The 24,707-nt window shown below is 61.0% G+C and carries 25 protein-coding genes and 1 riboswitch; of the genes, 12 read left to right on the forward strand and 13 right to left on the reverse strand.

The genetic code is table 11. The features are described from left to right. Positions 1 to 35 precede the first annotated feature (35 nt). The 4 genes from NNA36_RS10710 to NNA36_RS10725 are packed head-to-tail and all read right to left on the reverse strand — an operon-like array spanning position 36 to position 4,522. A complete protein-coding gene (locus NNA36_RS10710; RefSeq protein ID WP_255107016.1) occupies positions 36 to 1,373 on the reverse strand; it encodes an FAD-binding oxidoreductase in 1,338 nt (445 codons plus the stop codon). After that, complete coding sequence (locus tag NNA36_RS10715) at positions 1,370 to 2,869, reverse strand: aldehyde dehydrogenase (protein WP_255107017.1); 1,500 nt, start codon at positions 2,867 to 2,869, stop codon at positions 1,370 to 1,372. The genes NNA36_RS10710 and NNA36_RS10715 overlap by 4 nt, the downstream gene beginning before the upstream one ends. Before the next feature lie 5 nt (positions 2,870 to 2,874). Then, positions 2,875 to 3,792: a dihydrodipicolinate synthase family protein gene (locus NNA36_RS10720; RefSeq protein ID WP_255107018.1), complete on the reverse strand. Its 918-nt coding sequence runs from the start codon at positions 3,790 to 3,792 to the stop codon at positions 2,875 to 2,877. 19 nt (positions 3,793 to 3,811) lie between these two features. Then, positions 3,812 to 4,522 carry a GntR family transcriptional regulator gene (locus tag NNA36_RS10725; protein ID WP_255107019.1) on the reverse strand — a complete coding sequence of 237 codons (711 nt, stop codon included), beginning with the start codon at positions 4,520 to 4,522 and terminating at the stop codon, positions 3,812 to 3,814. Between the two features lie 123 nt (positions 4,523 to 4,645). On the opposite strand from NNA36_RS10725, the gene NNA36_RS10730 reads away from it, so the two are divergent. Further along, complete coding sequence (locus NNA36_RS10730; protein WP_255107020.1) at positions 4,646 to 5,596, forward strand: GlxA family transcriptional regulator; 951 nt, start codon at positions 4,646 to 4,648, stop codon at positions 5,594 to 5,596. Here NNA36_RS10730 and NNA36_RS10735 read toward each other — a convergent pair. Genes NNA36_RS10735 through thiB form a run of 4 tightly spaced genes read right to left on the reverse strand, consistent with a single transcriptional unit; the run spans position 5,593 to position 9,944 of the window. Next, entirely contained in the window at positions 5,593 to 6,705 is a 1,113-nt protein-coding gene (locus NNA36_RS10735; RefSeq protein WP_255107021.1) for a class I SAM-dependent RNA methyltransferase, read from the reverse strand. The two genes, NNA36_RS10730 and NNA36_RS10735, sit on opposite strands and share 4 nt — an antisense overlap. Positions 6,706 to 6,737: 32 nt before the next feature. Next, positions 6,738 to 7,430 carry a thiamine ABC transporter ATP-binding protein gene (gene thiQ / locus NNA36_RS10740; RefSeq protein ID WP_255107022.1) on the reverse strand — a complete coding sequence of 231 codons (693 nt, stop codon included), beginning with the start codon at positions 7,428 to 7,430 and terminating at the stop codon, positions 6,738 to 6,740. Continuing rightward, positions 7,417 to 8,970, reverse strand: coding sequence for a thiamine/thiamine pyrophosphate ABC transporter permease ThiP (locus NNA36_RS10745; protein ID WP_255107023.1), 1,554 nt, complete (start codon positions 8,968 to 8,970; stop codon positions 7,417 to 7,419). The genes thiQ and NNA36_RS10745 overlap by 14 nt, the downstream gene beginning before the upstream one ends. Next, positions 8,946 to 9,944 (reverse strand): thiamine ABC transporter substrate binding subunit, encoded by a 999-nt coding sequence (gene thiB, locus NNA36_RS10750; RefSeq protein WP_255107024.1) that lies wholly within the window; start codon positions 9,942 to 9,944, stop codon positions 8,946 to 8,948. The genes NNA36_RS10745 and thiB overlap by 25 nt, the downstream gene beginning before the upstream one ends. A 34-nt stretch (positions 9,945 to 9,978) precedes the next feature. Continuing rightward, positions 9,979 to 10,082, reverse strand: a riboswitch (TPP riboswitch). 135 nt (positions 10,083 to 10,217) lie between these two features. Here thiB and aroC point away from each other — a divergent pair. Together aroC and NNA36_RS10760 are read left to right on the forward strand one after the other, a co-directional pair. After that, entirely contained in the window at positions 10,218 to 11,321 is a 1,104-nt protein-coding gene (gene aroC, locus NNA36_RS10755) for a chorismate synthase (protein WP_255107025.1), read from the forward strand. Between the two features lie 4 nt (positions 11,322 to 11,325). Further along, positions 11,326 to 12,267 carry an AEC family transporter gene (locus NNA36_RS10760; protein ID WP_255107026.1) on the forward strand — a complete coding sequence of 314 codons (942 nt, stop codon included), beginning with the start codon at positions 11,326 to 11,328 and terminating at the stop codon, positions 12,265 to 12,267. 24 nt (positions 12,268 to 12,291) lie between these two features. Here the strand turns inward: NNA36_RS10760 and NNA36_RS10765 are convergent, their stop codons facing one another. Continuing rightward, positions 12,292 to 13,794 (reverse strand): malonyl-CoA synthase, encoded by a 1,503-nt coding sequence (locus NNA36_RS10765; protein ID WP_255107027.1) that lies wholly within the window; start codon positions 13,792 to 13,794, stop codon positions 12,292 to 12,294. Between the two features lie 129 nt (positions 13,795 to 13,923). Between NNA36_RS10765 and NNA36_RS10770 the strand changes: the two genes are divergently transcribed. Then, positions 13,924 to 14,844 carry a DMT family transporter gene (locus tag NNA36_RS10770; RefSeq protein WP_255107028.1) on the forward strand — a complete coding sequence of 307 codons (921 nt, stop codon included), beginning with the start codon at positions 13,924 to 13,926 and terminating at the stop codon, positions 14,842 to 14,844. Positions 14,845 to 14,911: 67 nt separating this feature from the next. Here the strand turns inward: NNA36_RS10770 and NNA36_RS10775 are convergent, their stop codons facing one another. Next, a complete protein-coding gene (locus tag NNA36_RS10775; RefSeq protein WP_255107029.1) occupies positions 14,912 to 15,781 on the reverse strand; it encodes a branched-chain amino acid aminotransferase in 870 nt (289 codons plus the stop codon). A 168-nt stretch (positions 15,782 to 15,949) separates the two neighbouring features. On the opposite strand from NNA36_RS10775, the gene NNA36_RS10780 reads away from it, so the two are divergent. The 7 genes from NNA36_RS10780 (at position 15,950) to dxs (ending at position 21,901) form a co-directional block, all read left to right on the forward strand. Continuing rightward, the gene (locus tag NNA36_RS10780) at positions 15,950 to 16,444 is read left to right on the forward strand and encodes a MarR family winged helix-turn-helix transcriptional regulator (RefSeq protein WP_255107030.1); all 495 of its coding nucleotides are present in this window, start codon (positions 15,950 to 15,952) and stop codon (positions 16,442 to 16,444) included. Next, positions 16,444 to 17,145, forward strand: coding sequence for a response regulator (locus NNA36_RS10785; protein ID WP_255107031.1), 702 nt, complete (start codon positions 16,444 to 16,446; stop codon positions 17,143 to 17,145). Before NNA36_RS10780 ends, NNA36_RS10785 begins: the two co-directional genes overlap by 1 nt. Positions 17,146 to 17,285: 140 nt before the next feature. Next, positions 17,286 to 17,774 (forward strand): hypothetical protein, encoded by a 489-nt coding sequence (locus NNA36_RS10790; protein WP_255107032.1) that lies wholly within the window; start codon positions 17,286 to 17,288, stop codon positions 17,772 to 17,774. Between the two features lie 84 nt (positions 17,775 to 17,858). Further along, positions 17,859 to 18,794, forward strand: a complete 936-nt coding sequence (locus NNA36_RS10795; protein WP_255107033.1) for a histone deacetylase family protein — start codon at positions 17,859 to 17,861, stop codon at positions 18,792 to 18,794. Beyond that, a complete protein-coding gene (locus NNA36_RS10800; RefSeq protein WP_255107034.1) occupies positions 18,791 to 19,033 on the forward strand; it encodes an exodeoxyribonuclease VII small subunit in 243 nt (80 codons plus the stop codon). Before NNA36_RS10795 ends, NNA36_RS10800 begins: the two co-directional genes overlap by 4 nt. 52 nt (positions 19,034 to 19,085) lie before the next feature. Beyond that, positions 19,086 to 19,955: a polyprenyl synthetase family protein gene (locus NNA36_RS10805; RefSeq protein WP_255107035.1), complete on the forward strand. Its 870-nt coding sequence runs from the start codon at positions 19,086 to 19,088 to the stop codon at positions 19,953 to 19,955. A gap of 17 nt (positions 19,956 to 19,972) precedes the next feature. Next, positions 19,973 to 21,901 carry a 1-deoxy-D-xylulose-5-phosphate synthase gene (dxs, locus tag NNA36_RS10810; protein WP_255107036.1) on the forward strand — a complete coding sequence of 643 codons (1,929 nt, stop codon included), beginning with the start codon at positions 19,973 to 19,975 and terminating at the stop codon, positions 21,899 to 21,901. A gap of 32 nt (positions 21,902 to 21,933) precedes the next feature. Here the strand turns inward: dxs and NNA36_RS10815 are convergent, their stop codons facing one another. Continuing rightward, the gene (locus NNA36_RS10815; RefSeq protein ID WP_255107037.1) at positions 21,934 to 22,788 is read right to left on the reverse strand and encodes an SDR family oxidoreductase; all 855 of its coding nucleotides are present in this window, start codon (positions 22,786 to 22,788) and stop codon (positions 21,934 to 21,936) included. Positions 22,789 to 22,867: 79 nt separating this feature from the next. Between NNA36_RS10815 and NNA36_RS10820 the strand changes: the two genes are divergently transcribed. Then, on the forward strand, positions 22,868 to 23,506 hold the full coding sequence (locus NNA36_RS10820) for a class I SAM-dependent methyltransferase (protein WP_255107038.1): 639 nt from the start codon (positions 22,868 to 22,870) through the stop codon (positions 23,504 to 23,506). Here NNA36_RS10820 and NNA36_RS10825 read toward each other — a convergent pair. Both NNA36_RS10825 and NNA36_RS10830 read right to left on the reverse strand, forming a co-directional pair. Then, a complete protein-coding gene (locus NNA36_RS10825) occupies positions 23,496 to 23,921 on the reverse strand; it encodes a DUF1810 family protein (RefSeq protein ID WP_255107039.1) in 426 nt (141 codons plus the stop codon). The genes NNA36_RS10820 and NNA36_RS10825 overlap by 11 nt on opposite strands. Next, positions 23,918 to 24,703: a carnitinyl-CoA dehydratase gene (locus NNA36_RS10830; RefSeq protein ID WP_255107040.1), complete on the reverse strand. Its 786-nt coding sequence runs from the start codon at positions 24,701 to 24,703 to the stop codon at positions 23,918 to 23,920. Before NNA36_RS10830 ends, NNA36_RS10825 begins: the two co-directional genes overlap by 4 nt. Positions 24,704 to 24,707 lie beyond the last annotated feature (4 nt).

Raw genomic sequence — 24,707 nt, forward strand, 5'->3', positions numbered from 1 at the left:
CGGCCCATCGTCTCTGAATCAGTCTCTAATTCACCTTATTCGGCGCCGGCGCGCCATTCCTTGTAGCGCAGATAGACGTTGGCGCCGATGGTGGCGAAGGGCTGGGGCGGGAGCCGTTTGGGCGCGTCCTCGGCGGTGAAATGCGCGGTGATCTCGCTGCTTTCGCCACAGGCAAGTTCCGCCGCCCCCATACCGGTTAGGGTGCCGCGTGCGGTGCCAAGGCCGTTCTGCACGCAGGCCGAAAAGACACCGTCTTCAACCTCCTGCATCACCGACACGCCATTGAGCGAGAGGCACAGGTGCCCTGCCCATTTGTACTCCATCGGGTATCCGGCAAGCTGTGGGAAACGTTCGTCGAACTTCTGGCGATGTACGCGGCCGGCGCGATTGTTTTCCGCCTCGGACGGGTTCATCCCGGGTTTGAGAACGGCACAGGTGCGGGTCACGATGCGATGGCCGCCCTGCCCCGTATCAATGCGCCGCATGGTGGTGCCCATCGGATCCGATGGCGTGATGCCCCAGCGCGGCTGGCCGCCAAGTGCCTTGAGGGCATCCGCGTCAAGTTCGCTCGTCATCGAGGCAAAGAGGAAGAGCTGCATCAGCCGCCCCCTGGCAAAGCCGAAGCTCTCCAGATGGCCGTTGTTGGCAAGGATGATACGCCCCGTTGCCACGCTTCCCCTGGCGGTTTTGACCACCCAATCGCTGCCCGCCTTTTCGAACCCGGTGACGGGCGAATTCTCATGCAGGGACATCCGGTTGGAAAGCGCCTCGCCAAGGCTTCGGATATAGCCGGCGGGCTGGAGCATCACGGTGCCCGGCGTATAGAGACCGGACGTGTAGTGCCTGCTTCCGGTCAGGTCATACATGGCCTGCGCGTCAAGCATCTCGGAGGTTTCCCCCATCGTCGCAAGGTGCCTGGCATAGCTTTGGTTGTGCGCATCCCCGGCGGGGGTTGCGGCACCGTTCACCTTGCCGACCGGATCGAAAAAGTTTGCGTTGATCCCGTAAGCGTTGACGGCGTCACGCGCAAAACCGATGGCCTTGCGATTGAGGTTGATGATCTTCCGGTCATCCCCCGATCCAGCGTAATCATCCGAGGCAAGGTCGTGCGGCAGATCAATCATGAAACCCGAATTGCGCCCTGCGGCACCTTCGGCAAGCCGACCGGCCTCGAGCAGGACAACGCGCGCATCTGGTTGCAACTGAAGCAAACGCTCGGCGGCCGAGAGGCCCGCAAAACCGCCACCGACAATGACGAAGTCGGCGGTCTGAGACCCCTCAAGCGGCACGGCCGGTGGCTGCGGCCCCAGAATGGCGCTCCAGGCCGCCTGCCCCCGATGCGAGGGCAGGCGTTTGGCTGTGAACCGTGTCACGACACGGCCTCGTCATCGTCGTCCGCCAGATCGATCCAGATCGTCTTGAGCTGGGTATACTGGTCGTGGGCGTGAACCGAGTTGTCCCGACCACCAAAGCCCGACTGCTTGTAGCCGCCGAAGGGTGTGGTGATGTCGCCTTCGCCAAAGCTGTTGACGGTCACCGTCCCTGCGCGGATGGCGCGGGCGCCGCGCACTGCGCGTTTGACGTTCGAGGTGAAGATCGACGCCGCGAGGCCGTATTCGGTATCGTTGGCCATGGCGATGGCTTCGTCGAAACCAGAGACCGTGATGACCGAGAGAACCGGGCCGAAAATCTCTTCACGGGCCAGTTCGTGATCATTGCCGTCAACTTCGACAACCGTGGCCTCGACATGGGTGCCGTTGTGGGCCTTGCCACCCAGAACCACGGTCTCTGCCTTGTCGAGATAGCCACACACCTTGTCGAAATGCGCCTTGGAGACCAACGCGCCCATGCGGGTTTCCGGATCCAGCGGATCCCCGACATTCCACTCCCGGGCATGGTGGCTGATGCGCTCGATCAGCTCGGCCTTGACGTCCTTGTGCACGATCAGGCGCGAGGTGGCAGAACAGTTCTCGCCCATGTTCCAGAAGGCACCGTTCACGATGTGCTGGGCCACGCGATCAAGGTTCTCGGCGTCATCCATGACAACGCAGGGGTTCTTGCCGCCCATTTCAAGCACGACTTCCTTGGCGTTGCTTTCTGCCGCGTAGGTCAGGAACCGTTTTCCGGTGACTGTCGAGCCGGTGAAAGACACCATGTCGATGTCCATGTGGCGGCCAATCGGTTCGCCGACGTCGGCACCCCCGCCCGGCAGGATGTTCAACACCCCCTTTGGCAAGCCCGCCTCGGAGGCCAGCTCGGCCACGCGCAGCGCGGTCAGGGTGGTTTCCGCCGCAGGTTTCAGAACCACCGAACAGCCTGCCGCAAGGGCCGGACCGATTTTCCAGGCCAGCATCAGAAGCGGGAAGTTCCAGGGGAGGACCAGCCCGACAACCCCGATGGGTTCGCGCACGACCATGGCGATATGATCGTCGGATGCGGGCGAGACCTGATCATAGATCTTGTCGATGGCCTCGGCGTGCCACTTGATGCAGTGGATGGTTTCGGGAACATCGACGGTTTCGCAATCGAAGATGGTTTTGCCGGAATCGAGCGCCTCCATCACCGCCAGTTCGCGACAGTTGCGGGTCAGGAGCTTGGCAAAGCGGATCAGAATATCCTTGCGGTCTGACGGGTGCATCCGCGACCAGCGGCCGTCTTCAAAGGCTTCACGCGCCTTCGCCACGGCAAAGTCCACGTCTTCCTGCCCGCAGGCCGCGATCTCAGCCAGCTTTTCGCCGGTTGCCGGGTTTACGCTTTCGAAGGTCTTGCCCGACGCCGCCGGACGATAGCCGCCATCAATGAAGGCATTGGTTGGCAGGGTCAGATTGGCAGCGATGGATGTGTATTCTTCCTGTGTCAGCAGATCCATGATCCTTACCCCTCTGCCTGAATGTCTGCGATGGTGGATTTCAGCACGCGGATCACTTGTTCCAGCGCACGTTTGTCGTCTTTGTTGAGCCCCTTGAGCGGCGGGCGCATCGGGCCGGTGTCGATGCCGTTCATCGTCACGCCGTGCTTGATGCACTGGATGAACTTGCCACCCTGCTCGAGCACGCGCATCAGCGGCATCATGGCGCTCATGATGCGGCGGCCCTTGTCAAAGTTCCCTTCGATGGCGCAGGCCTGATACAGGGCCACGTGCTCCTCGGGCAGGAAGTTCGATCCGCCGCAAACCCAGCTGCGCGCGCCCCATGCGAAGAATTCAAGCGCCTGATCGTCCATGCCGCAGGACATCTGGATGTGTGGATAGTCACGCGCCAGAAGGTGCACGCGGTTGATGTCGCCCGAGCTTTCCTTGATGGCGCAGATGTTGCGTGACCGGCCGACGCGATCGAGGAACTCTTCCCCCATGTGGACACCCATCCGGCCGGGGTAGTTGTAGAGCATCACCGGCAGGTTCGCGGCCTTGTCGATGGCGAGTGCGTTCAAGGCGTTCTCGCGTTCGGTGGGCACCGAATAGGGCGGCGTGGCCAAGAGGATCGCATCGGCCCCCATGTCGCGGGCGCCCGTGGCAAGGGCAATCGAATCCGGTGTCATCATCGCGCCCGTGCCGACGATCAACGGCAAACGCCCCTTGGAGCGTTCGCGGGTGAAACGCGCGATTTCAAGGCGTTCCTCGACGGACTGGGCATAGTTTTCGCCGGTTGAACCACCGGAGATCAGGCCATGCACGCCCTTGTCGATGAGGTTCTCGATCACGTCGGCCAGCGCGTCCCAGTTGACGCTATGGTCGTCGTTGAAGGGCGTCACGACCGGCGTGTAGATCCCTTCGAATTTGAAAATCGGAGTCATGTGCATCCTCTGTTCGGAGTTAAGCGGGGGTCTTGCGGGGCAGATCGCCAAGCGGCAGATCAAGCCCGGCAGGCATTACGAAAATTTCGATCTGGTCGCGCGACAACGCCCAGTGGTCATCGGCCAGCTTGCCGGCGGCAGCCTCATCACCAGCTTCGATGGCGGCGATGATCTGGTCGTGTTGTTCAGCGGCGTCCGACAGGTTCTCGGCCATGCGATTGTCGGTCGGGCGATAGAAAGTCATGCCGATGCGGGCGTGATCGATCAGCAGGCGATGAAAGCTGGGCGTCAGATAGACATTGTCGGCCATCTCGCCGGTGATCTCGTGAAATCGGTTGTTGGCAAGGGCGCGATCTGCACCGGTGCCGGATTTCAGCGCGGCGCGAAACTCTGCCTGCGCCTCTTTCAGCCTGGCGATCTGATCGGCGCGCGCGTTCTTGGCCGCGAGGCGCAGCACGGCGGCATAGATCATTGGTGCAGTCAGAAAGAAATCGCGCAGGGTGGTGTGAGACATCTCGGAAATGCGCGCGCCGCGATTCTCGCGAAGGTCGATGTAACCTTCACCCGCAAGTTGGCGAAACACCTCGCGCAAGGGGGTGCGCGAAAGGGAGAACTCTTCGCTGAGCGCGGTTTCATCTAGGTCTTCACCCGGACGCATCTGCATGGTCAGAATGCCCATCTTGAGCGCCTCGTAGAGAGCCATTTTCCGCGATTTCGAGTCGGTTTTCATCTGTGTCTCCCGGTCTGCGATTTTGCTGACCTAACACGAAATACAATTTGTATACACAGAAAATTTCGATTACACCGATGCGACGCCGTGGTGCGGATTCACGACTCACGCTAGGGTTTACTCATGAAAAAGCCGGAACACTTTGCCTTTGTGCTTGTGCCAGAATTCACTCACATCGCGTTTTCCTGCGCGATTGAACCGCTGCGCATTGCCAACCTTGTCAGTGGCGAAGAGCTTTATAAGTGGTCTCTGATCTCGGAAAACGGCGAGACGGCGACCTGTTCCAACGACATCGTGACGGTGGTGCATCACGGCTATGACGCGGTGCCCGAGTGTGACCGCCTTTTCATCTTGTCCGGCATCAACGTTCAGAATCACGTATCCCAGCCGTTGCTGAATCTGATCCGAAAGGCGCGGGTTGGTAAGGCAAAACTGGGTGCCCTGTGTTCGGCGGCCTTTATCATGGCCAAGGCGGGGCTGCTTGATGGCAAACGTGCTGCGATACACTGGGATTTCCACGACGGGTTCATGGAAGATTTTCCCGAAGTGAGCCTCGTGAGCAGCGTCTTTGTTGCAGATGAATCCATCGTGACCGCCTCGGGGGGGACGGCGACGGCCGACCTGATGATCCACCTGATCGCCGAGCAGCACGGCAACGAGCTTGCCGTCGCCGTGGCGGACCAGATGGTCTATAACGCCGTGCGCGAAAGCAGCGCGGAACAGCGGGTCTCGCTTCAATCACGTCACGGGATGCGCAATCCGCATCTCGTCAAGGCGATCCAGATGATGAACGAGAACATCGAAGCGCCGCAGTCACCGGCGCTGATTGCCGAGGAAATCGGCATCTCGACCCGACAACTTGAGCGGCTTTTTGGCCGCTATCTGAACTGTTCGCCCAAGAAGTACTATGTCGATCTGCGGCTTCAGAAGGCGCGCAACCTTTTGGTGCAGACGGATCAGTCGGTCACGGAAATCGCGCTGGCCTGCGGGTTTGAAAGCCCTGGCCATTTCAGCCGCGTCTATCGGTCGAAATTCGGCATCACCCCGACCACCCAGAAATCCACAATCGGTTAAAGCGGATCGGTCCGGTAGAGTTTCACCCGCAACCCGCCGTGCGCAACAGGCGGGCCGGGTTCGAGAAATGGCAGGCCGGTTGCCTTGGCGAGGCTGCCATCGGTGGTGATGATCCCGACACGCCAGCCCCGAAAACGGTCGAGCATTGTTTTGCCCAGCGCGCCGTGCAGGGCGAACAACTGCTTTTTCTCGCCGATCCGCGTGCCGTAGGGCGGGTTGACGATGACAAGGCCGGGCGGGCCGGAGGGGCGCTGGATTTCACTTACGCCGCAATGGGCAAATTCGGTGAGGTCTTCGACACCCGCGCGTTTGGCATTGTGCTCGGCCGCGGTGACGGCGCCTTTGTTGCGGTCAGAGCCAAAAAAACGCAGTTCCGGTGGATTAGACTCTGATTTCGATTGCAGGCCTGCCCAGATATCCGCATCGAAGGTTGCCAGTTTCTCAAAGGCAAAGGCGCGGGAACGGCCCGGTTTCAGACCGCGTGCAATCTCTGCCGCCTCGATCACGAAGGTGCCTGATCCGCACATTGGATCAAGGACAGGTTCGGTGCCGTCATAGCCGCATTGGCGCAGGAAACTGGCTGCGAGCGTCTCACGCATCGGTGCCTTGCCGACCGCCCCCTTGTTGCCGCGCTTGTGCAACGGTTCGCCCGAGGTATCGAGCGAGAAACTGCACTGGTTGTCTTCGATCCGCACCTTGATCTGCAAGGGCGCATCGATCGCAACGGGGATGCCAACGGCACTCGAAAGTGCGCGCTCGATCCGTTCCGAAGCGGCACCGGCATGGTAGATCTTGGACTTGCGGCAAGTCACCTCGACCTTCACGGGCACATCGCGGCGCAGAAAACGTAGCCACGGAAGTTCCGCAGTCTGCTTTTCAAGCTGCGACAAGTGCATGGCCTGAAACCCGCCAATGCGCACCATCACACGACCGGCACACCGCATTTCGAGGTTGGCGCGCCAGACATCGCGCCAGTTGCCCCGAAACCGCACGCCGCCGGGCATGGCCTTGGGTTTCTTGAACCCGAGGGCGGCGGCTTCGTCCTTGACGATGAGTTCGAGACCCGGCGCGGCCTGAAGGAAGATTTCGAATGTGGCGTTGGCTGTCATGGCGCCTGTCTAACGAGAGATCAGCGTGAAGCCTAGCCGAGATATGTCCTCAACGCAGGCGGCGGATTGTCGAGCAGGTCTCTGGTGGCGGTGGGGGCATAAGCGACGCCATCGGCAACAAGCACGGTGTGGGGGGCGATGCGCCGTGCATCTTGCGGATCGTGGCTTACCATCAGGAGCCCGGCACCGGTTTCGTCGAGAACCTCGGCCACCAGATCCAGCATTTCCACCTTGAGTGCGGGGCCAAGGGCCGCGAAGGGCTCGTCCAGCAGGACCCAGGGTTTGTCTTGCACAAGGACGCGGGCAAGGGCGACTCGGCTTTGCTGACCGCCAGAAAGCGCTGCCGGTTTGCGGGGGCCATAGCCCTCGAGCCCCACCCGCTTCAGCGCGGCCTCAACGCGGCTGGCCTGTGTCGCATCAAGGCGCAGATCTGGGCGAATACCAAGGCCGACGTTCTGGGCCACGGTCAGGTGCGGAAACAGGTTGTTGTCCTGAAACAGCATTGCCAGCGGGCGCTCTCCCGGAGCTGCGCGTGTCATATCCTGACCCTGATTGAGAACGCGCCCTGTTTCGGGGTCCAGAAAACCGGCGAGGAGGTTCAGCAAGGTGGATTTGCCCGCCCCGGAGGGGCCGATCACGGCAACGCGCATTCCGGGCTGGATCGAAAAATCGGCGGTGAGGGAAAACTCTCCCTGACGGATCAGGGTGTTTTCAAGAGTCAGCATGGCCACGCCCTCCGCGATCAAATAGCCAGAACAGGCCAAAACTCAGCACCAGCAGCAAAAGCGCCGCGCCGGATGCCGCCTCCATCCGATAGCTGCCCATCAGGCGATACATCTGCAAGGGCAAAGTCGCCGTTTCCGGATCGGCAAACAGGGCAATGACCCCAAGGTCGCCCATGGATAACGCGGCTGTCAGGCCGCAGGCGAAACCCAGCGGCGCGCGCATCCGTGGCAGATAGACGATGCGCAGCCATTGCCGTCCTGTGAGACCCAGAGAGAGGCTTAGGCGGCCATACCCCTGCACCACGTCGCGGGTTGGCCCGACCAGAATGCGCAGGGCAAAGGGCAGCGCCATGATCGCATTGACAAGCGCCGTGACCGGAAAGGCGAAATCAAACGGATCGGCAATCGGATAGATCACAATGAACAGCCCCGTCCCGATCACCAGTGGAGAAGAGGCGATGCCAAAAAGGCCAATGGCCTCCAGCCAGCTGCTCTTGCCGGCGGCAGCGATTGCGATGGGCAGGGCAAAGGCCAGCATGAGCGCGGTTGATCCAAGCGACACAACCACCGAAACACCGGCCGCTTTCCAGACCTGCGCGGGCATCTTGGCGATGCCGAGAACCCCGTCAATCACAACAAGGGACATCGGGAGCAAGAGGAAGAGGACGGCAAGGGCAATGACGGCAGAATCGAGACTAATCCGGCCCAATCCAGCGCTATCCCACCTGCGCACGGCACGATCCAGCCCCGCGCCGAAACTCTCGTTGCCGGAGAGTTTCAGGGCAACAAGCGCGGCAATGCCGACCAGAACCAGCTGCACACAGGACAGGAGCGCGGCGCGCCCGAGATCGAAATCGAAGCGGAAGGCCTGGTAGATAGCGAGTTCAACCGTGGTGGCCTTTGGGCCGCCGCCCAATGTCAGGGCCACGGCGAAGCTCGACAGGCAAATGGCAAAGATCACGGCGGCAGCCGGAGGCACGACGCGCAGCAGCATGGGGGCCTCGATCACGCGCCACATCTCGCGCGGACCAAAGCCCAGTTGCGCGGCAAGGCGAAAACGTTCGGCGGGCACTTGCTGCCACCCCTGCAAGATCAGGCGCGTGGCCAATGGCAGGTTGAAGAAGACATGCGCCAGAACAACACCGTGCAATCCGTAAACCTGTACTTCGGGAAGACCCAGCCAGCGTAGGGCTTCGTTCAGGATGCCACTGCGCCCGAAAACCGCCAGCAGACCCAGAACCGCGACAATCACGGGCAGAATGAACGGGGCGCCCAACAGCGTGATGAGAACACGACGACCGAAAAACCGCCGTCGCGACAGGGCCCGGGCGACGGGGATGGCAAGCGCCACGCTTATCGCAGCGGACAATACGGATTGAACAAGGGTAAATCGAATGGCCGCCCAATCAGACGGCCCAAGGCCGCGCCCCGCTTCTGCGCGCAGGGCGACGGCAAGCAATGTGCCCAGAACAAGCGCCGCGACCAGAGCCGCAGCACCAATCCCGGGCCAGCGCCTTACTGCGACAGCGCGCCCAGCCATTCGGCCAGCGCCTCGTCACGGATGGCCTGCACCTTGTCGGTGGCAATCAGGCGTGCCTGTTCCGGCGCGATCGGCGCGGCAAAGGCGTCTGGAACACCCGCAGCCGGGGTAAAGGCGGGGTACATCCAGTTGGTGGTCGGGATGATCGACTGGAACCCGTCAGAGACCATGAAGCTCAGGAATTGATCCGCCAGTTCCGGCTGATCGGTGCCCGCCAGTTTGCCAGCCACCTCGATCTGCATGTAATGCGAGGGGAAGGCAGCGGCGGCCTTGCTCTGATCTTCTTCGGCGATGATGTGATAGGCGGGCGAGGTTGTGTAGCTCAGCACCATGTCGGCTTCGCCTTCAAGGAACAGGCCGTAGGCTTCGGACCAGCCCTTGGTCACGGTCACGACGTTGTCGGCAAGGCCTTCCCACATCGCGGCAGCGCCATCACCGTACTGCTCTTTCACCCAGAGCAGGAGGCCAAGGCCCGGAGTCGAGGAACGGGGATCCTGGATCACGATCTTGACGTCGGATGCGGCCAGCTCTTCGAAGGAGGCCGGTGCATTTTCCAGCTTGGTGGTGTCGTAGACAAAGGCGAAATAGCCCCAGTCGTAAGGCAGGAAGTTGGCGTCATCCCAGCTACCGGCCTCGCCAAACGGGTTCGGCACGTCGGTGGTCACGGTCTGGCCATGCGGTGCAAACAGGCCGGTTGCGGCGGCTGCGCCAGTCAGGCTTGTGTCGAGGCCAAGCACGACATCGGCATCGGAACGCGCGCCTTCCAGTTTGAGACGCGCCAGAAGCGCCGCGCCATCGCCTGCGCCGACCAGCTTGAGATCACAGCCGCAGGTTTCTTCAAAAGCAGCTTCGACCGCCGGGCCGGGGCCCCAATCCGAGACAAAGCTGTCGTAGGTGTAAACAGTGAGAACGGGTGTCTCGGCCACCGCGGCAGTGGCGGCCATCATTCCCGTGGCAAACGCAAGATACTTCATGGCATCCTCCAAAATGCGACGGACGGAGCTTATTTGGAAGAGAGTCAGCCTTCCCTCCGCCGGTCTTAACCGGTTCAGGTTCTACGGGTTCACAGCGATCTGCATCTCAGCCCAATTCGGGCACCCCGAGGTAGGCGCGACCCTAGTGATGCCAGCAGCCGGTGACAAGCGGATTCCATGAGTCCAGCAAGGTTGACTGCGGCGAATGGGCAAAGCCCCTTGAGCAAAGACCTCCAGACCGCTATTCCGCCTTGGAACAAAGGAGCCCGCCCCATGTCGATGAACAGCTTTGGCCATCTCTTCCGCGTCACCACCTGGGGTGAAAGCCACGGACCCGCCCTTGGCGCCACCGTGGATGGCTGCCCTCCCGGTGTGCCGATCGAACCGGAGATGCTGCAACAGTGGCTCGACAAACGCCGCCCCGGCCAAAACAAGAACACCACCCAACGCAACGAGCCGGATGCGGTGAAGATCCTGTCGGGTGTGTTCGAAGGGCAATCTACGGGAACGTCGATCCAGTTGATGATCGAAAACACCGATCAGCGCTCGAAAGACTATGGCGATATTTCGGAAACTTTCCGTCCCGGGCATGCCGACATCACCTACTGGCAAAAGTACGGCATCCGCGACTATCGCGGCGGCGGGCGGTCCTCTGCACGTGAAACTGCGGCCCGTGTGGCGGCAGGTGGCATCGCACGCGAAGCCATCAAGGCGCTGGCCCCCAATGTCGAGATCAAGGGCTACATGACCTCGATGGGCGAGCTGGAAATCGACCGCAGCAAGTTCGACTGGGACGCCATCGACCAGAACCCGTTCTGGATTCCGCAAGGCGCGGAAATTGCGCAGGAATGGGAAGATTACCTTCAGAAAATCCGCAAGGAGCACAATTCGGTCGGCGGCATCGTCGAAGTTGTGGCACGCAATGTGCCTGCGGGCATCGGCGCGCCGGTCTATGGCAAGCTAGATACCGATCTTGCCGCTGCGATGATGTCGATCAACGCCGTGAAGGGCGTTGAGATTGGCGAAGGCATGAACGCGGCCCGCCTGATGGGCACCGACAATGCCGACGAAATCTATATGGGCGAGAACGGCCCAGAGTATTCCTCGAACCACGCCGGCGGCATTTTGGGTGGTATTTCAACCGGCCAAGACATCGTGGTGCGTTTCGCGGTCAAACCGACCTCGTCGATCCTGACCCCGCGCAAATCGATCCGCAAGGACGGCAGCCCGATCGAAGTGGTCACCAAGGGCCGCCACGACCCCTGTGTTGGCATTCGCGCCGTTCCGGTGGGCGAAGCCATGATGGCCTGCGTGATCCTCGATCATATGCTGTTGCATCGCGGCCAGGTCGGCGAAAACCGCGGCAAGATCGGCTAACCCTTTGGGCGCAATCCTTGCCATTACCTTTCCGATCTACGCCGCGATTGCCCTTGGCTATGTCTTGGTGCGGATGGGCTGGTTCAGCGCCGGGGACATGCGGACGCTTGGCAAATACGTCCTGAACATTGCGCTGCCGGCCCTGCTGTTCAATGCGGTGGCCTCGCGTGATCTTGGCGATGTGCTGCACCCCGGCTACATGGCTGTGTTCCTGTTGGGGGGCCTGGCGACGATCTTGCTGGCCTATCTCTGGTTCTCGATGACAGCCCCTGACGCGACTCGACGCGCAGTCGCGGTGATGGGCAGCGCCTGTCCGAACTCGGGCTTCATCGGGTTTCCGGTCATGTTGCTGGTGTTTCCGGATATCGCCGGGGTGGTCCTCGCGCTCAACTTTCTTGTTGAAAACGTCATCCTGATCCCGATCTGTCTGATCCTGATGGAGCTGTCACGGGGTAAGGGTCACACGTCGGTCACGCGGCAGATCCTGATGATCCTCTGGGGTGTTGCCAAACGGCCAATGGTGATCGGGCTGGCCCTTGGCATCCTTGTCTCGCTCAGCGGCGTGGCTCTGCCCGACCCGGCGACGCGGTTGTTCAAGATGCTGGCGGCCTCGGCGTCGGCGCTGTCACTGGTGGTGATCGGCGGCTCATTGGTGGGCTTGCCGACCAAGGGGAACCGCGCCCTGGCCCTGCAAATCTCGGCGGGCAAGCTGCTTTTGCATCCCGCGATGGTCGCCCTCGCGCTTGTGGCGCTCGCGGCAGTTGACGCGACCCTCCCGGCGGACATGGCGGTTGCCGTTGTCCTGTCAGCCGCAATGCCGATGTTCGGCATCTACTCGGTTCTGGCGCAGGAACACGGGTTGGAGGGTCTGGCCTCTATCGCCATGCTGGTGGCAACCTCTGCCGCCTTTGTGACCCTATCGGCCTTCCTTTTCTGGATGGTCTAGGCGGGTATTGCCCGCCTGCCATGATCAGGCAAACAGACCGGCGTATTCCTCGCGCAGGGCTTTCTTCTGAACCTTGCCCATCGTGTTACGCGGAAGTTCGTCGAGCAGGATCACGGTTTTTGGCTGTTTGAACTTGGCCAGCTGCTCAACCAACCCCGAGGCAATCGCCTCGGTTGAGGTGCCCTCGCCTTCGGGGACAACAACGGCAACGACGGCTTCTCCGAAATCCGGATGCGGCACACCGATCACCGCGCTTTCCTTGACGCCCGGCATGTCGTCGATCAGGGCTTCGACTTCTTTGGGGTAGACGTTGAACCCGCCAGTGATCACGAGATCCTTGGAACGCCCGACGATGGTGACATAGCCGTCCTCGTCCACCTTGGCCAAGTCGCCGGTGATGAACCAGCCATCCGGCAAAAGCTCTTCCGCCGTCTTTTCGGGCATCTGCCAGTAGCCCTGAAAGACGTTGTCACCGCGCACTTCCAGCACCCCGATCTCGCCCGCAGGCACCACTTCGCCCTCATTGCGAATCCGGGCCTCTACGCCCGGAAGGGGGAAGCCTACGGTGCCGGCTCGACGCTCTCCGTCATAAGGGTTCGACGTGCTCATGTTGGTTTCGGTCATGCCATAGCGTTCGAGGATACGGTGACCCGTCCGGTCCTCCCACTTCTCGTGCGTATCCACCAAGAGAGGCGCAGAGCCGGAAATGAACAGCCGCATGTTGGCAGCGCGGTCTTTGGTCAGGCGCGGGTCATCCAGCAGGCGGGTGTAGAACGTGGGAACCCCCATCATCGCCGTGGCACGCGGCATGGCTTCGAGAATCTGGTCCGCATCAAAGCGGGCGAGGAACTCGACCGAAGCGCCTGCCAGAAGTGCCACGTTGGTAGCCACGAACAGGCCATGGGTGTGGAAGATCGGCAGGGCATGGATCAAGTTGTCAGACTTGGTGAACTGCCAGTAGTCACGCAGCATTTCCGAGTTGCTGGCAAGGTTCTTGTGCGACAGCATCGCGCCTTTCGAACGGCCCGTGGTGCCGGAAGTGTAAAGGATGGCGGCAAGGTCATCGGCCCCGCGCGCAACAGGCGTGAACCCGCCGCGTCCCACAACGGCCTCTTCCATCGTCCCACGCCCCTTGGCATCCAGCGTCATCACCTTGGCCGCGCCCGCAACCGTTGCAATCGCCTCGGCCCTGGCCGGGTCACAGACCACGACACGCGGGGTTGCATCGCCAAGGAAATAGGACACTTCGGCGGTGGTGTAGGCTGTGTTCAAGGGCAGGAAGACCCCGCCCGCCATGACCGTCCCAAGGTAGAGCTGGATGGCTTCGATGGTTTTTTCCACCTGAACGGCCACACGGTCTCCGGGTTCCAGACCAAGGTCGACAAGCGCACCTGCCATGCGTTCCGCACCGGCAAACAATTCGCCAAATGTCATGCTCGCACGCTGCGGAATACGAGCGAAATTGCGGGTTTCCTGGCCCACTGATGCGGCATGCAGGCGGGAAATCAGATAGTTGGCGTCATACATTGTGAAACCCTTGAGAAATTGGCTTCGCCTTTTCTCACTTGCACCTGCCCCAAGATCAAGCCCCAACTCCTTGCCAATCTGCCGCAAGAGGGCCACGATAGCTGCGCGCACGAACCCCACGAGATTTCCATGACCCCGTTTCGCGGCATTGCCCTCAAAGTGATTTCAGTCCTGCTGTTTGCGATCATGGCAAGCTGCATCAAGGCAACGGCCCCACATGTACCACCGGGCGAGGCGGTATTCTTCCGGTCATTCTTTGCCCTGCCGGTTATAGTAGGCTGGCTTTTGGTACGTGGCGAATTGCGTACCGGCCTGAAAACCCAAAACAAGATGGGCCATTTCTGGCGCGGTTTCATCGGCACATCGGCAATGGCGCTTGGCTTTGCCAGCCTCGGGCTTTTGCCGCTGCCCGAGGTGACGGCCATCGGCTATGCAGCACCGTTGCTGACCGTCATCTTCGCGTCCATGTTCCTTGGCGAACAGGTGCGCGCCTTCCGCCTTTCCGCCGTTGGACTGGGACTGGTGGGGGTGCTCATCGTGCTCTATCCGCGTTTGACGATTTTCGGCACCGGCGATCCCTACAGCGCCGCGACGCTTGGGGCGGTTCTGGTGCTGGGCTCGGCGGTGTTCCGGGCGCTTGCGCAAATCCACATCCGCAAACTTGTCCATACCGAGGAAACCGCGGCCATCGTGTTCTATTTCTCGATGACGGCCACCCTGCTCTCTCTGCTGACCCTGCCGCTTGGCTGGGTCTGGCCGACGCCGTGGGAAGCCGCGCTGTTGGTCTCGGCTGGCCTTATAGGCGGTGCGGCCCAGATTTTCCTGACGTCTGCTTACAGGTTTGCGCCCGCGTCGGTGGTGGCCCCGTTCGACTATGCCTCGATGCTCTTTGCCATACTGATCGGTTTTTTCATTTTCGATGAAGTGCCCACCGTCGTGATGCTGATCGGGTCGAGTATCATCATCGGGGCCGGCGTGCTGATCATCTGGCGTGAACGCCAGCTGGGCCTGCAACGCGGGGCACGTCAGAACCTGACGCCGCAGGGGTAAGCAAAGAAAAGGGCCGCCCAAGGGGCGACCCTAAGGCCCTTTCCGGACCTGAAATTTTCAAGCGCAATTATTCGCGCACGAGCCGTTCGTAGCTTTCCGCGATGTCGCGGGTCAGGTCGCCCACTTCGAAGGTGTAGTCACCGATCTGGCCAACCGGGGTCACTTCTGCGGCGGTGCCGGTCAGGAAGCACTGCTCGAAATCGGCCATCTCTTCCGGCATGATGCGACGTTCGTGGACGGTAACGCCCTTGTCTTTCAGCATCTGGATGATGGTCTGACGGGTGATACCGTTCAGGATCGCGTCCGGGATCGGCGTGTGCACTTCGCCGTCTTTCACAAAGAAGACGTTGGCACCGGTCGCCTCGGCAACGTAACCGCGGTAGTCCATGAACAGGGCGTCAGAACACCCTTTGGCCTCGGCCGCGTGTTTGGAGATGGTGCAGATCATGTAGAGGCCGGCGGCCTTGGCCGCGGTCGGAATGGTTTCCGGGCTCGGGCGCTTCCACTGGGCGATGTCGAGCTTGGCGCCTTTCATCTTGGCGTCGCCATAATACGCGCCCCATTCCCAGACTGCGATGGCAAGGCGCACGGGGTTCTTGGCGGAGGCCACGCCCATGTCTTCGCCCGCACCTCGCCATGCAACTGCACGCACGTAAGCGTCGGTCAGGCCGTTGGCCTTGAGGGTTTCTTCCTTGGCGGCCTCAATCTGGTCTACGGTCCACGGAATGTCCATGTCGATGAGTTGGCCCGATTTCAGCAGACGCTCCGAATGCTCGCGGCTTTTGAAGATCTTGCCGTTATAGGCGCGTTCGCCTTCGAAAACCGAGCTTGCATAGTGCATCGCGTGGGTCAGGATATGCACGTTGGCATCGCGCCACTCGACCAGCTTGCCATCCATCCAGATCTTGCCGTCGCGATCATCATAAGACCCTGCCATGGTCTTCCCTCCAACTTGGGTTCGTTTTGCATAAGTTGCGCGAGAAATGGCCGATGCGGTCACATTGTTGCGCAAAATCTGCGATTCGCTACCAGTTCGCCCTTGGAGTGTCAATAAAGCTGACTTATTGTGGCGCTAAATTGATCGAAAAACGACTTGGACACTCCAATGGCCGACTCACACAGTGGCGAAAGCCTGCTGTACCTGACCGATGAACAGCTCAGGCAAGGCATTGAGGCGATGTATTTTGCCTATCGCGGCTTTACCGCAGATCCGGACCGAATCCTTGCGACGATGGCCTATGGCCGCGCGCATCACCGCGCGATCCACTTCATCAAGCGTGCTCCGGGGACCACGGTGACCAACCTCCTCGAGATTCTCGGCGTGACCAAACAGTCGCTGAACCGCGTTCTGCGCACCCTGATCGAAGACGGGCTTGTCGAAAGCCGTGTCGGCTCGGCCGATCGTCGCGAGCGCAACCTGTTCCTGACGGAAGCGGGGGAAGCCCTGGAAAACCGGCTGTCCGACGCCCAGCGCACACGGATGCGCGCCGCCTATCGCGATGCCGGACCGGAAGCGGTATCGGGTTTCCGCCGTGTGCTTGAGGCGATGATGGATGGCGAAATGCGCCGCCGGTACGAAAGTCTGCGGGAGAAGGGCTGATGAGTGACGTTGATCCCCACCTCCTGATCGTTGACGATGACGAACGCATCCGCGAATTGCTCAAGAAATTCCTGATGCGCAACGGGTTCCTTGTGACCTCGGCGCGTGATGCAAGCCACGCCCGTCGCATTCTTTCCGGACTGGATTTCGATCTGATCGTTCTGGATGTGATGATGCCGGGCGAAGACGGCATGTCCTTTACCCGTTCGATCCGCGAAACCTCGATGACTCCCATCCTTCTTTTGACCGCCAAGGGCGAAACCGAAGACCGGATTACCGGACTTGAGGCTGGCGCAGATGATTATCTGGCCAAACCCTTCGAGCCAAAGGAACTGCTTTTGCGGATCAACGCCATCCTGCGCCGGATGCCCGAGGTCAAAGAGGCGGATACGGCGCCCAAGGTGCTGAACCTCGGTCCGATCCGCTATGACATCGACCGGGGCGAGATGTGGCAGGGGGATGAAATCGTCCGCCTGACGGCCACTGAAAGCCAGCTGATGCGGATCTTCTCGACCACGCCGGGCGAGGCAATCAGCCGTGCCAAGCTGGTTGAGGAACTGGGGCGGGATCGTGGACAGGCGCAAGAACGTGCGGTGGATGTTCAGATCACCCGCCTGCGCCGCAAGATCGAGACCGATCCAAAGCAACCCCGCTACCTCCAGACAGTGCGCGGGGCGGGGTACATGCTCGCGCCCGATTGATCGGAGCAATTTGAACCGCGACAAACAGGGGCCGCTGGTCTAGGGTAAGATCAGGACACGGCCCCGTTATCCCGTTGCCTTCCTTGCGATTTCCCGGCGCAACGCGCCTTGGGCACGTGTCGTGAACAGGGGAGGACACTATGAAAAACACTTGTTTCGCACTGGCTCTGGCTTGCGCCCTGCCGACCTTTGCCTTGGCTCAGCAACTCGAGCAATGGGGCACGGCAGGCGGCTGGGACGTGATGATCGACCCATCCATGGGCGATGGTTGCCTGATACAGGCCGAATATACGGACGGATCGGTGGTCAGAATCGGATTCGACCGCAATGTCGGCGAAGGATATGTCACCGCGTTCAATATGGAATGGGGCGACATCATCGAGGGCGAACAATACGGCATTCTCTTTGATCTCGACGGCGCAGAGTATGATGCGGTGGCAACAGGCATCTATCTTAACGATGTGCCCGGGGCGGACATCTATTTCGACAATGTCGAGTTCTTCATGGACATTGCCAACCGCTATACGATGACGATCTACAACGAGAACGGATATGTCACCGCGATTGATCTGGGGGGTACGCAGATCGGACTGGAAGCGGTTCTGGAGTGTCAGGCCGAGATGGGCTGATACCTCTGGCGTCTTGGCACCCCGCTGACTAACGTGCCGGAAAGCGGCCCGCACCGCTTGGTCTAAACGGCAGGGAGAACGCGTATGACAACGGCGCTTTACACACACGCAGAGTGTTTGAACCACCGCACACCGGCGGGGCATCCGGAACAGGTTGCGCGGCTGGAGTATATAAACGACGCCCTGAGCGCGGGAATGTTTGATGCCCTGGACCGGCGCGAGGCACCTTTGTGCGAGGATGCCGACATATTGCTGTGCCATCCGCAATCCCACCTCGATACCATCCTTGCTTCGGAACCGGAGACAGGAAGCCGCGCTCTGGACGCAGACACGCATATGTCGCCCGGATCCGTGCTTGCCGCGCGCCGCGCCGTGGGCGGGTGTATCGCGGCGGTGGATGCCGTGCTCTCCGGTGAGGTCGGAAACGCCTTTGTCGCCTGCCGCCCGCCGGGGCACCACGCGGAACAGAGCACTCCGATGGGATTCTGCCTGTTTGGCAATGCCGCCATTGCGGCGAAACATTCGATAGAGCGCCACGGCCTAGAACGGGTGGCGATTGTCGATTTCGACGTACACCACGGCAACGGCACACAGGCCCTGCTGTGGAACGAGGCACGTGCCCTGTTTTTCTCGAGCCACCAGAACCCGCTCTGGCCCGGCACAGGAATGCCCGAGGAAACCGGTGGTCACAATAACGTCCACAATCTGCCCCTGCCCCCGCATTCCGATGGCCGCCTGATGCGCGCGACTTATGAGGCCCAGGTCTTTCCGGTGATCGAACGCTTCAAGCCTCAACTCCTCATCATCTCGGCAGGGTTTGACGCGCATATGGCCGATCCGCTGGCGCAGTTGAATTGGGCCACTGATGACTTTGTCTGGCTGACAGAGAAACTCTGCGATCTGGCCGAAGAACATTGCGAAGGTCGCGTTGTCTCGACTCTCGAGGGCGGATATGATCTTTCGGCACTGGCTGCTTCGGTAGCGGCCCACGTAAGCGTATTGATGGAGAAAACCGCATGAGCGACACGCCCGTAAGCGAACTCAGTTTCGAACAGGCCATGGCCGAGCTGGAACGCGTGGTTGGACAGCTGGAACGGGGCGATGTGGCTCTGGAAGAATCGATCGCGCTTTATGAACGTGGGGCCGAGTTGAAGAAACGCTGCGAGGCCAAGCTCAAGGAAGCCGAAGAGAAGGTGGCTGCGATCACGCTTGACGGCGACGGCAACCCGGCCTCCCTGAAGCCGGTTGACGGCCTCTGAACAAAATAGACCAGCCCACCCGAAGGGGTGGCGCGACAAGGACCAGACCATCGTGTTCCAGACCCGCCTGAAAGAGACCGCCGCCCTTGTGCAGGCGCATCTTGAAACCACGCTTGCCCACTATGGCGATCTGCCCGTGATCGAAGCCATGCGCTATGCCAGCGCCGGCGGCAAACGCCTGCGCGCCTTTCTTGTTCTGGAAAGCGCCCGCATCCACGGTGTCGATGCCGATCATGCAATCTGGCCAGCCACGGCAATCGAGGCGATCCATGCCTATAGCCTCGTGCATGACGATCTGCCCTGCATGGACGATGACGATCTGCGCCGTGGCCTGCCGACCGTTCACAAGAAGTGGGACGAATGCACTGCGGTTCTGGCGGGGGATGCCCTGCACACCTTTGGCTTTGAATGCGTGAGCCGCCCGGAATGCCATGCCGATCCGCTTGTTCGCGCGGAACTGACTCTGAACCTGGCCCGCGCTGCCGGAGCACAGGGGATGGTCCTGGGTCAGGCGCTCGATATTGCGGCGGAAACCGCCCCCGAGCCGCTTACACTTGACGAGATCACCCACCTTCAGGCGGGCAAGACCGGCGCCTTGATCGCGTGGTCGGCAACAGCCGGTGCCGTCATGGCGCAGGCCGACACCACGCCGCTGATGCGCTATGCGGCGGACCTCGGCCTCGCCTTCCAGATTGCTGACGATATATTGGATGTAGAAGGCGACGCGGAGAAGCTCGGCAAGGCCGTCGGCAAAGACGCCGATGCCGGTAAGGCAACCTTCGTATCCCTTCTTGGCCTCGACGAGGCAAGAAACCGCGCACGGCAGTTGGTGGAAGACGCCTGTGATGCGCTGGAAATCTATGGCAGCGAGGGCGATACCTTGCGGGAGGCCGCGCGGTTCGTTATCTCGCGGGACAGCTAAGACAGAAAGGCACGTCCATGTCTGCCAGACCCGAAACGCCCCTTCTGGACCGCGTGAATGCGCCCGCGGACCTGAAACAGTTCACTGATACGGAACTGACCCAGCTCGCGCACGAGCTGCGGGCGGAAACTGTTTCGGCGGTTTCAGAAACCGGCGGGCACCTGGGCGCGGGCCTTGGCGTGGTGGAACTCACGGTTGCCCTGCACGCGATTTTCGACACGCCGCAGGACAAGATCATCTGGGACGTCGGCCACCAATGCTATCCCCACAAGATTCTGACCGGCCGCCGCGACCGCATTCGCACACTGCGCCAGAAAGACGGCCTGTCGGGTTTCACCAAGCGCAGCGAAAGCGTCTATGACCCCTTCGGCGCGGCGCATAGCTCGACCTCGATTTCCGCCGCCCTCGGCTTTGCCGTGGCGCGTGATCTGGGCGGTCAATGCGACGGCGGGCTTGGCGATGCGGTGGCGGTTATCGGCGACGGGTCGATCTCTGCGGGCATGGCCTATGAGGCGATGAACAACGCGGGCCACCTCAACAAACGCCTGTTCGTGATCCTGAACGACAACGACATGTCGATTGCGCCCCCGGTGGGTGCGATGTCGTCTTACCTGTCGCGCCTCTATGCCGGTGATCCGTTTCAAGAGCTGAAATCGGCGGCCAAGGGCGCAGTGTCCCTGCTGCCAGAACCCTTCCGCGAAGGGGCGAAACGCGCCAAGGAAATGCTCAAGGGCATGACGGTTGGCGGCACCCTGTTCGAAGAACTGGGTTTTTCCTATGTCGGCCCGATTGATGGCCACGACATGGAGCAGCTGTTGCCGGTTCTGCGCACCATGCATCAGCGCGCCACAGGTCCGGTTCTGCTGCACGTGATCACCAAGAAGGGCAAAGGCTATGCCCCGGCGGAAAACGCCCGCGACCGTGGCCATGCGACGGCCAAGTTCGACGTGCTGACCGGCAAACAACACAAGGCCCCCTCGAACGCGCCCTCCTATACCTCGGTATTCGGGCAGGCGCTGGTGGACGAAGCCGCCCGTGACAACCGCATCTGCGCGGTGACTGCCGCGATGCCCGATGGCACCGGCCTCAACCTGTTTGCAGAACGCTATCCAAGCCGCTGTTTCGACGTGGCGATTGCCGAACAACACGGGGTGACCTTCTCGGCCGCGCTGGCGGCGGGCGGGATGAAACCCTTCTGCGCGATGTATTCGACCTTCCTGCAACGCGGCTATGACCAGGTGGTGCATGACGTGGCAATCCAGCGCCTGCCGGTGCGCTTTGCCATCGACCGTGCCGGTCTTGTTGGCGCCGACGGGGCAACCCACGCCGGCAGCTTTGACATCGCCTATATGGCCAATCTGCCAGGCATGGTGGTGATGGCCGCCGCAGATGAGGCCGAACTGGTCCACATGGTCGCCACGGCCGCAGCCTATGACGATGGCCCGATCGCCTTCCGCTATCCGCGTGGCGAAGGTGTGGGTGTTGATATGCCGGAACAGGGCGACATCCTCGAGATCGGCAAGGGGCGTATGATCCAGGAAGGCAAGCGCGTGGCGCTCTTGTCTTTTGGCACACGTCTGGAAGAGGTCAAGAAAGCTGCCGAAGCGCTTTCGGCCAAGGGCATCACGCCCACCATTGCCGATGCGCGTTTTGCCAAACCTCTCGACGAGGCGCTCATCCTCGATCTGGCGGCCAATCATGAGGCGCTGATCACGATCGAAGAAGGTGCAATCGGCGGCTTTGGCAGCCACGTGTCTCAGCTTCTGTCCGAGAACGGCGTGTTTGATCAGGGGTTCAAGTTCCGCTCAATGGTGCTGCCCGATATCTTCCTTGATCAGGCAAGCCCCAAGGCCATGTATGACACCGCCGCCATGAATGCCGAGCATATCGAAGCCAAGGTTCTGGATACGCTGGGCATCTCGCAAATCGGCTCTAAATCAGCCTGAAATGCAGCCTAGGGACGCGTCCCCCGGACTTTTCATTCCTGTTCGGCATCAAGCATCGCGTCCAGTGCCGAAGTGTAGGTCGGGTATTTCAGGACCACGCCCAACTCGTCCTTGATGCGATCATTGCGCACCCGCTTGCTGTCGGAATAGAAGCTGCGCGCCATCGGGCTCATGTTCGCCTCTTCAAACGGCACGGCAGGTGGTGGCTCCATGCCAAGCAGCTTGGCCGCGTATTCGATCACGTCCTGCGGCGGGGCCGGGTCGTCGTCACAGACATTGTAAATGCGGCCCGGGTTGGGGTGCATGATCGACGCTTCCAGCACCTGGGCGATGTCTTCGACGTGGATGCGGCTGAAGATCTGGTTCTTCTTGATCACCCGTTGCGCCACCCCTTTGCGCAGCTTGGCAAATGGGCCACGCCCCGGGCCATAGATGCCCGCGAGGCGAAACACATGCACCGGAAGCCCTTCGATATCCAACCATTCGCGTTCAGCCATCACCCGGCGCTGGCCACGCACCGTCGCCGGATCGGTTGGAGACTTTTCATCGACCCATCCGCCATCATGGTCACCGTAAACACCCGTCGTCGAGAGATAGCCAACCCATTCCAACCGGGGCGCGGCATCCACAATCGCCTGCCGCCCGATACGCATGATGGGGTCACCCTGTTCATCCGGTCCCGCAGAGGTCAACAGATGGGTCACACCCTTGAGCGCGTCGTGAAGATCGCAGGGCCACAAAAGCGGCTTCACACCTTCCGCCTTAAATGCCTCGAACTTTTCGGGTTTGCGAGTGGTACCGATCACGGTCCACCCTTTTGGCACCAGTCGCCGCGCCAGTTCGCGCGCGGAAAACCCGTGCCCCAGTGACAGAAGAACCTTATCCATGTGCGCACCCTGCCGCCGCGCCACGGGACATGCAAGGGAAACCCTTGAATGGAATCGACGGTCACGATTGACTGAGGTCATGACAACAGCCGATGAACCAAATCTAGACGCCGCCTACGACCTCGAAACGCCGGAAGACTCTCTCAGGCTCTATGCGAACTGGGCCGAGACCTACGACAGCACCTTTGCCGAAAGCCACGACTATGTCCTGCCGCTGAGGGTGGCAGAGCAATTCGTAAATGCAGGGGGTGCAGGGCCTGTGCTGGATGTCGGCGCTGGTACCGGATTGTGTGGGGCCTGCCTGCGCGGGCTGGGCATTGCCGATGTCGATGCCACGGATATCTCGCAAGAGATGCTGGACGTCGCTGCGCGCAAAGGCATTTATCAGTCTCTGTTCACCGGCGATCTGACTAAGCGTCTGCCCGTGGAAGACGGCAGTTACGCTGGAATAGTCTCTTCTGGAACCTTCACCACGGGCCATGTCGGGCCTGATGCCTTCGACGAACTGCTGCGTATCGTGCGGCCTGGCGGCCTTCTCGCGATCTCGATCAACGGGGTGCATTTCGAGAATATGGGCTTCAAGGCCAAACTGGATGGGTTATCGGATCAGATCACGGATTTGCAGCTGCCCGAAGTGCGCTACTATGGCGAAAACGCCAGCGGGGACCACAAGGACGACACCGGATTTGTGGCTCTGTTCCGCAGGATTAGAGACTGATTTCTTTCAAAGTCAGCGGGCACGGCTCTCCGTCATAGAAAGTGGAAAGAGCTTCGCCAAAGATGGCAGGCGCGCCGGGTACGGCGGCAAAGAGCGTGGCAGTGCTGCGCACTTTGAGGGCGTCGACAGGCCCGAGAATTTCCTCCGCTGTCGAGTCAAAGTGCCTTGTCAGAGCCTCGAACATCTCGATCAGACGCGGCCCCAGAATGGAATGCGCAAGATAGCGGCTCGCCTCATCCAGATCCGCAAGCCCATAGTCATGGGCCCATTGCGACCGACCGAGGGAGCGCAGCTGTGGCATCTCCCACCAGATCCAGTGGGTCACCTTGCGACCGGCGGTCAACTCGACCAGCGCCTGTGCATGGGTCGCCTCCTGCCGTGGCAGGAAGCGATCCAGATCCTGGATGTCGATCACTTGCCCTTCCAGACAGGATCGCGCTTTTCGGCAAAGGCGCGTGCGCCCTCAAGCTGGTCATCCGAGCGATAGAGTGTATCGACGGTCGCCAGCTGGCTTTTGGTGATCCGGTTCATCGTGTCCTGGAACTTGCTGTCCTCGGCGTCGCGCACGATTTCCTTGATCGCGGCATAGACCAGCGGCGGGCCGCTTGCCAGAAGACGCGCCAGTTCCCATGCGCGATCCATGAGTTGATCCGCAGGCACAATTTCGTTCACAAGCCCCCAGCGGTTCGCCTCTTCCGCATCGAACCAGCGCCCGGTGAGCAGCAGTTCCATCGCGATGTGATAGGGAATGCGCTTCGGCAGCTTCACGCTGGCCGCGTCGGCGACGGTGCCGGACCGAATCTCAGGCAGGGCAAAGGTTGCGTGGTCTGCGGCAAGGATCATGTCAGCCGAAATCGCCAGTTCGAGACCACCGCCGCAGGCGATACCGTTCACCGCGGCGATGATCGGCTTGTTCATGTCGCGCATTTCCTGAATGCCGCCAAAACCGCCGACGCCATAGTCCCCGTCAACTGCGTCACCACCAGCCGCCGCCTTGAGATCCCAGCCAGGGCAGAAGAACTTGTCGCCGCCCCCGGTCAGGATCGCGACACGCAACTCGGGGTCGTCGCGGAACTCACGGAAAACCTCGCCCATGATACGGCTGGTCGCGAGATCAATCGCATTGGCCTTGGGGCGGTCCAGCGTGACCTCAAGAATGGCCCCCTCGCGCCGTGTTTTCACTACGTCCTGGCTCATCTCT

This window comes from Shimia sp. CNT1-13L.2 (assembly GCF_024331145.1).
Lineage (GTDB): Bacteria > Pseudomonadota > Alphaproteobacteria > Rhodobacterales > Rhodobacteraceae > Shimia.

Excerpts from the sequence above, each read along its gene's own strand:
- NNA36_RS10715 (WP_255107017.1), bottom strand. The coding sequence starts at position 2,869 with ATGGATCTGCTGACACAGGAAGAATACACATCCATCGCTGCCAATCTG.
- NNA36_RS10720 (WP_255107018.1), bottom strand. The coding sequence starts at position 3,792 with ATGACTCCGATTTTCAAATTCGAAGGGATCTACACGCCGGTCGTGACG.
- NNA36_RS10725 (WP_255107019.1), bottom strand. The coding sequence starts at position 4,522 with ATGAAAACCGACTCGAAATCGCGGAAAATGGCTCTCTACGAGGCGCTC.
- NNA36_RS10730 (WP_255107020.1), top strand. The coding sequence starts at position 4,646 with ATGAAAAAGCCGGAACACTTTGCCTTTGTGCTTGTGCCAGAATTCACT.
- NNA36_RS10735 (WP_255107021.1), bottom strand. The coding sequence starts at position 6,705 with ATGACAGCCAACGCCACATTCGAAATCTTCCTTCAGGCCGCGCCGGGT.
- thiQ (WP_255107022.1), bottom strand. The coding sequence starts at position 7,430 with ATGCTGACTCTTGAAAACACCCTGATCCGTCAGGGAGAGTTTTCCCTC.
- NNA36_RS10745 (WP_255107023.1), bottom strand. The coding sequence starts at position 8,970 with ATGGCTGGGCGCGCTGTCGCAGTAAGGCGCTGGCCCGGGATTGGTGCT.
- thiB (WP_255107024.1), bottom strand. The coding sequence starts at position 9,944 with ATGAAGTATCTTGCGTTTGCCACGGGAATGATGGCCGCCACTGCCGCG.
- aroC (WP_255107025.1), top strand. The coding sequence starts at position 10,218 with ATGTCGATGAACAGCTTTGGCCATCTCTTCCGCGTCACCACCTGGGGT.
- NNA36_RS10765 (WP_255107027.1), bottom strand. The coding sequence starts at position 13,794 with ATGTATGACGCCAACTATCTGATTTCCCGCCTGCATGCCGCATCAGTG.
- NNA36_RS10770 (WP_255107028.1), top strand. The coding sequence starts at position 13,924 with ATGACCCCGTTTCGCGGCATTGCCCTCAAAGTGATTTCAGTCCTGCTG.
- NNA36_RS10775 (WP_255107029.1), bottom strand. The coding sequence starts at position 15,781 with ATGGCAGGGTCTTATGATGATCGCGACGGCAAGATCTGGATGGATGGC.
- NNA36_RS10780 (WP_255107030.1), top strand. The coding sequence starts at position 15,950 with ATGGCCGACTCACACAGTGGCGAAAGCCTGCTGTACCTGACCGATGAA.
- NNA36_RS10785 (WP_255107031.1), top strand. The coding sequence starts at position 16,444 with ATGAGTGACGTTGATCCCCACCTCCTGATCGTTGACGATGACGAACGC.
- NNA36_RS10790 (WP_255107032.1), top strand. The coding sequence starts at position 17,286 with ATGAAAAACACTTGTTTCGCACTGGCTCTGGCTTGCGCCCTGCCGACC.
- NNA36_RS10795 (WP_255107033.1), top strand. The coding sequence starts at position 17,859 with ATGACAACGGCGCTTTACACACACGCAGAGTGTTTGAACCACCGCACA.
- NNA36_RS10800 (WP_255107034.1), top strand. The coding sequence starts at position 18,791 with ATGAGCGACACGCCCGTAAGCGAACTCAGTTTCGAACAGGCCATGGCC.
- dxs (WP_255107036.1), top strand. The coding sequence starts at position 19,973 with ATGTCTGCCAGACCCGAAACGCCCCTTCTGGACCGCGTGAATGCGCCC.
- NNA36_RS10815 (WP_255107037.1), bottom strand. The coding sequence starts at position 22,788 with ATGGATAAGGTTCTTCTGTCACTGGGGCACGGGTTTTCCGCGCGCGAA.
- NNA36_RS10820 (WP_255107038.1), top strand. The coding sequence starts at position 22,868 with ATGACAACAGCCGATGAACCAAATCTAGACGCCGCCTACGACCTCGAA.
- NNA36_RS10830 (WP_255107040.1), bottom strand. The coding sequence starts at position 24,703 with ATGAGCCAGGACGTAGTGAAAACACGGCGCGAGGGGGCCATTCTTGAG.